We start from the raw sequence: 6169 nt of genomic DNA on the forward strand, positions 1-6169 counted from the left end.
GTTTTAATCAAAAGTAATAATAATCCGCAACTGGCATCTTCCAGAGCTTCCAATATAAAAAAGCCGTTCCAAAATAAATCTGGGACGGCTTTTTTGTCTGCTGCTATTGTCTTATTTTACAATCCAGGCACTCTCATAAGCTCCTACCAGTATGCTGGATTTGTTACCAATCTCGCTGGTACCAGAGGTCGCGAATACCGCCACCTGTGTTTTACCAAAATCAAATATCATCGTTTCGCGGTTATTCGCACCGCCATTCTTCCAGTAATACTTACCATACTTACCGCTCACCACAGCATCAAAACCAAGCAGCTTGCTTTTCATTACCTGATAACCAGCAGAACTGACAATAAGGCCCTGAGCAGCACTGTTCTGTATCCGGCCAAATTCCGCTGTGCTGATGTACAAACCACCTGCACCGCCATTTCTTCGGGAGTCCCCGTTAGTAGTGCCCGGTTCATTACCATTTGCAGTGGTATATCCTTTAGATCCGCTCTCTGGATTGATAATACCATTGTTATTCCACGGGCAGAAAGTAGCAACATTCCAATACATGAGTCCAGCTGGTTTAAAAACATTCACCCTCGCAATTCCCACATACCGGCTGCCTAAAGCATTATAAATTTCGTCAGGATTGCTTTCCAGTAACTTTAATACATTATAATCTGAAAAGAATTCTTTTTTTGCAGAAACATAAGGCAGTATAATAGGAAGCAATGCAAAATTTACATTATTGTAAGTCCTGGTGTTATTAGCAAACTCTGATTCCTTTACAGGGCCCTCCACTGTTTTTTTCAATTCCGCCCAATCACCGCCATAATTGATCAGACCAGTACGGTGAGACAATAGACGCTCAAAGGTCAATTGTTTAAAACTGCTGCTTGGCTTCCAGTTAGTCGGAAGGTACTTGTACACCGGCTCATTCAACAGCATGTTGTACTTTTCCAGAATGGCTATTGTGGCCAGAGCCGTTACAAACTTAGTGGAGCTTGCAATGCCCTGCCTTTGTTGTGCAGAATGCGCTACAGCAGGCGCATCTACAGGTCGTCTTGCCCATCCGCCCCCACCAGTACCACGATAGTAGATCTCTCCCTTGTGGAAAATGGTATACCCATAACCGGCTACCTTTCCATTCATATAGGCTTCAATATTACCGGCAAATTTGTCTGCATCAAACTGCAGGGTGGCCAGATCACCAATGTCAGCTCTCTGTACATCGTCTAAGGATACTTTCGATTCAGGCTGAACACTTTCTTTCTTGCAGCTTGTAGAAAATAAGGTTGTACCTGTTACAAGCGCGAACATCAATGAATTAAGGATGATTTTTTTCATAATAGAATTTACTTTGGTTTTTAAAAATTTAACGAAAGCAAAGATACAGGCCTTTAACAGCGCAGATAGTGCGACTTGACGGATAGCGGATCTCAATTAACGGATGACAGGAACTGTTATATCGGTTCAAAAAAAGTTAAATCCGCATTGAAACTTTCCATTGCTTTGATGCTGTCCCCACGTAATACGGCTTTGATCCTTCTGTTTCCATATTTCAACGTGAGATTGCTTTCCGCAAGATCAAACCTGATACTGATTTTTTTGTTTAACGGAGGATTGGTAATCAGCAAATAATCGCCATCGACAGCATGGCCTTCACTTACCATCAGCTTTGACCGGTCCGCAAAAGCTGGGATCCTGATAAAAAGCGGGGCCTGTTTTTTTACATAAACAGAAAGTGTGTCATGGGTATAAGGCGATTCGATCCTGAGGGACTCAGAATCATAATCAAAAAGCAAATTCACATAATGTGCCGAATGTTTAAAAGCATAGATACTCCTGTACGCTTCGCAGAGCGATCCCACTCCGCCGCCTACTATATCCAGATTAAAAGAAATCACTTTATTGCCCAAAGGTCTGTGCCCATATGGAGCCGGAAATCCGAACGCCCCCCTATGACGTTCTGCAACATCTCGTTTCCCGTCTTCCTTTTTTGGATTCAAAGGCTCCTTAATAAAAGAAATATCCCTGAGCTGAGCAGGCAATAAATGGGCACGTAAGATACGTTCCACGTGATTATAATATTCGGTATATCCCCATTTTGCAAGAATCAATGCAGTTTCCAGGATATCACCCGTGTTGTTGATCTCCCCCCTGTCCGGATCCGAATCCGGATCACAGTTCTCTACCGACCACCCGATGGCGTTACTGATCTCAGTAAGTCCGTTGTCGAAAAACGCCTTTACCCTTGCCAATAAATGAATATCACCGGTAGCATCTGCCAGCTGCGCCAGGGAAGACATCACACACGTGGTGGAATGCGTATGCGTACCGAAAAGATTGTTATCGAATCCCCCTTCCGGCAGAAAAAAATCATCCAGCGCCTTTTGCTTTAGCAACAAAGCCAGTTCCAGTGCCCGTCCATATCCGGTGGCATTGTAATATTTTACAAGAGGGCCTATCGCTCTCGCTATTCCCGTAATAAACGGCCCCCTCCACTCGATCAGGGTCAGTCCCAGTTCTGTTTCAATATACTCCCTGTTCCATCCTTTTTCGGGCGACCAGTTGTCAAAAATGAATTCGATACTTTGTTCTGCAAGCGCCCTTGCTTTTTTTGAATTTCTAAACTTAACAAGTGCATACAATGCGTGAAACCCCTCCCTGATGTTATGCGGCAAAAAATTCACAGGCGCTCCTCCTATCTTCTTTCTATTTAGAGGCATTGGAATTTTTCCACTGTAGGCATAAAATGCAGCCGCACTATGCTTCTCAATTACATTCTTCTCCATTTTCAGACCAAGTACATCCTCTGCATTCAGCAACGCATTTAAGTGCCTTCCGGGGATGTGTGCCTCAGAATGCGAATCATTAAACCACAAACCACTGGACTGCTCATCTATTGAACTGCCAAAAAAAGGAATGTCATGATCATCCGCATTAAAAACATGGCTCATGGTCTTGCAGCCCAATGCTATCGCTCCAGATATATCGGTAGTATTTACATCATGGAGTCTGTTATTATGATAACCCTCTGTGCCAAATGCAAGCGTATCCAGATAACTTCCGGCTAAAGTAATGACGGTCAATCCCTTTACATTATACAGAAAGTGTCTCCTTGAAGTATTTAGATTGTCCATAGCAGGTTTTGTAAATTTGCCATAATGTCTTGCCGCCCGGATAACACCAAACTAAAAACCATCAATCCTGTACAAATCTGTTTTGCCATAATATTCAATAGTTTTTCCACCAGCATAAGCTTTACCGTTTAGCACAAACGAAAACGAATATTGTCTTGCAGCTATTCCAATATCGGGCATTTTAGACCAAATATTGTTAGCAGGATCATATTGCCAGCATTCATTAGTCTGATACGTTCCGTCAGAATCCATAAAACAGTAATAACCTTTACCATTCAGCACAAAAGCAGTTGTGCCATGTGAAGGTGGAAAATCAGCCTTTCTAATCCACTTATCAGTCGAGGTATCGTAACTCCACACGTCGTTTTGACCGCTATTGGTAGCACCGCCGACAAGATAGGCCGAAGAACCAATCACGAAAGAACAGATCCCATTTCTGAAAGGACTACCTGGGAAATTTGCAATCTTTGCCCATTCGTTTTTCGAAGGATCGTACCGGTAAAAATCTTCAATTGCCCCAAACACAAAATCACTCATTCCAATACCAATATAAACCTGTCCACCAGCCGAAAACATTGCTGCACCGCCTCTGGCAACACCAGGAAAATTTGCTCTGGCCGTCCATTTTCCTGTTACAGGATCAAATTCTATAAAATTATTACTATTATCGTTTGCGTATAAATAGGCCTTATCCCCTAAAACCGCCATCCTACCGTTTGCCGGCGCTTTTATTTTATCCCACGAAGCGTCAGAAGGATCAAATTTCCAAAGATACATAGGACCAATATTATCTTTTGAAATGGCAAAGACATAAGCCGCACCTTTCAAAGTAAATGCACCGCCAACACCATATTCAAAAGGAAGATCAGCTGAAATCATCAGCCACTTATCAGCAATATTAATTTCTTTTGCATAATAACCAGTACCATTAAATACCTTCACACTCACCTTCGCTTTCCTGTCAGGGAACGCTCCCGCGGGCACCCGCACCTTCAACTCTGTAGTACTGGCCTCCTTAATGTCATCGGTTTCAACACCGTTAAAAAAAATACGGTTCATATTGTAGCTTGCCTCCGGATGAAAATTCTTTCCCTTTATCGAAATGTAGGAACCGGTTGTCACACTCGCGCTTATGTCAGTGATGACAGGTATGCCGATAGTAAAAGACGCTTCGGATATGCTGTCCTGCAGCTGTGCATTCACCCTGATCTTCATGGTGCCGGAAGTAATCAGATCAGGCACAATGGCAGTAATTTTTTTCCTGTTTGACGATAACACCCTTGCTTTAGTACTACCAAAATATACAGATGTTCTTTCCACATCATAATCAAAATGATCGCCAAAAATTTCAACAGTATCACGAATTCCCTTCCCGTTAGTAAAACTATTAATCGCAGGTTTAGCCAGGCTCATCTGGATACCATTAAAACGTTTGTCATCAGCATCCCTGACCCCTATTCCCCAGTTATGAACAGACAGGGAAGTAGGCACAACACAAGAGATCACTGTTTCATTTACCGAGAGTATCCTGGCCTGCTGGTTGTCCATCACAACCTTCGTTTGTTTAGGATCAAAGTTCTTGCCTCTAATCGTAATGGTATCACTCAGATGTACATTGGCGGGTTCAAAACTGTCAATTATAATTGGCTTGTCACCCTGATAAATAAAAGTTTTGAGCTCACCGTGCTTTAGTTCTCCGCCAACAAGAATATAGGCCGAAAATTGATATGAAACTCCCTGCTCCAGCCCATTTATTATTGTAGATTTGAAATTTGTTGCAGGAGGGTTAGTCAGCAAAATTTTCCGCAGCTTCTGGTCCTTCGTGCTTTGAACATAGAATCCATATTCTTTGATGCCTGTATCGATGACCAGCTTTCCAATCAGTTCTACTCCTCCGCCATCAAGTAGTATTGCAGAGACAGTTTCTACAGATTTTTCCTGAGCCGTTTCCTCAGGTGGTGCTTCAGCGTCCTTCTTACAACCAAAGAACAATCCCACTATCAATAGGAAAAAATAAATTTGTTTAGGCATGAGCATTAAAAATTACAGATGCCATAAAGATATTATTTTTAGTCTGCAAACTACCCTCAGTCAAGCAAATTCGGATCTACTTTATTAAAAATCTCATTTAAGAATTTTATTTTCCCAACATCCAATTTTTTAATCTTAGCAATAGAAACCAATCGATCTTGCTCTTCTTTCAGCTTTCGAGGTCTTTCACTTTTTTCATAGACAGAACAATTTCCTGCAAGCCCATTGCTCAGTCTCCTTTTCAAACAGGACTCAGGATTACGCTGTAAATATTCTAAAAATCCATCTAAATGATCATTTAGTAAATCTACAGCAACGGCATCTAAATATTCTGACAAGTCACCATCGCTTCGCGAACATATACCATCAAGTTTTCTGAGGTCAGCAACGACAAATTTCTTGTTTAACAACTGAATAATACTATCAACTTCTTTAAAAGGCGAAACAGCACCCTGATCAACAACATTAGAACTTAGTGATTGTATCGCAACCGTATCCTTCTTCATAGCATCCAGATTATCGGCTGAATTTTGGTTGTCCGGCTTATTGTTACATCCGAAGACCAGTAATTGAAAAATCAATAACAGATATACTGTTGTTTTAAACTTCATCTTCTCAGTAATAAGCACAGATATAAAGTTATGACTTTTCAACCCAATATTTTTTAATTTCCATTTGATTGTGCGATATTGTATAAACATAAATGCGAGTAAGCCAAGCATGTACAAAGTATTAACGACTCTCCTCATTCTACTCTCCCTGTGCACCAAAATCTGCGCACAGCAAACCTATTCCATTAGCGGTGTAATCTCAGATGCCAAAGGCGAAACCCTGCCAGCTGCAACAATCTTTCTGGACGGCTCTCAGAAAAGAACCTATAGTAACGATAAAGGAGAATTTCAGCTGGCAAACCTTGAACCCGGAACCTATCAGCTGACCGTACACTTTATTGGCTATTTCTCCTCATCCCAAAACGTCATCATCACGAACAAATCTGTTAAGCTGAAGAT

5 protein-coding genes are annotated in these 6169 nt (G+C 41.7%); 1 reads left to right on the forward strand and 4 read right to left on the reverse strand.

All coding sequences use genetic code 11. The annotated features are described in order from the left end of the window. Nucleotides 1–111: 111 nt before the first annotated feature. The 4 genes from VK541_RS09455 to VK541_RS09470 form a co-directional block, all read right to left on the reverse strand. Nucleotides 112–1332: a serine hydrolase gene (locus tag VK541_RS09455; RefSeq protein WP_324369306.1), complete on the reverse strand. Its 1221-nt coding sequence runs from the start codon at nt 1330–1332 to the stop codon at nt 112–114. A 116-nt stretch (nt 1333–1448) separates the two neighbouring features. Further along, nucleotides 1449–3128 (reverse strand): hypothetical protein, encoded by a 1680-nt coding sequence (locus VK541_RS09460; RefSeq protein ID WP_324369308.1) that lies wholly within the window; start codon nt 3126–3128, stop codon nt 1449–1451. Nucleotides 3129–3179: 51 nt separating this feature from the next. Further along, nucleotides 3180–5159, reverse strand: a complete 1980-nt coding sequence (locus tag VK541_RS09465; RefSeq protein WP_324369310.1) for an IPT/TIG domain-containing protein — start codon at nt 5157–5159, stop codon at nt 3180–3182. Nucleotides 5160–5215: 56 nt separating this feature from the next. Next, nucleotides 5216–5881, reverse strand: coding sequence for a hypothetical protein (locus tag VK541_RS09470; RefSeq protein WP_324369312.1), 666 nt, complete (start codon nt 5879–5881; stop codon nt 5216–5218). Between VK541_RS09470 and VK541_RS09475 the strand changes: the two genes are divergently transcribed. Continuing rightward, the coding region (locus VK541_RS09475) for a beta-sandwich domain-containing protein (RefSeq protein ID WP_324369314.1) at nt 5880–6169 on the forward strand (290 nt) is incomplete at its 3' end. The two genes, VK541_RS09470 and VK541_RS09475, sit on opposite strands and share 2 nt — an antisense overlap.

This window comes from Pedobacter sp. (genome assembly GCF_035317785.1).
Classification (GTDB): domain Bacteria; phylum Bacteroidota; class Bacteroidia; order Sphingobacteriales; family Sphingobacteriaceae; genus Pedobacter.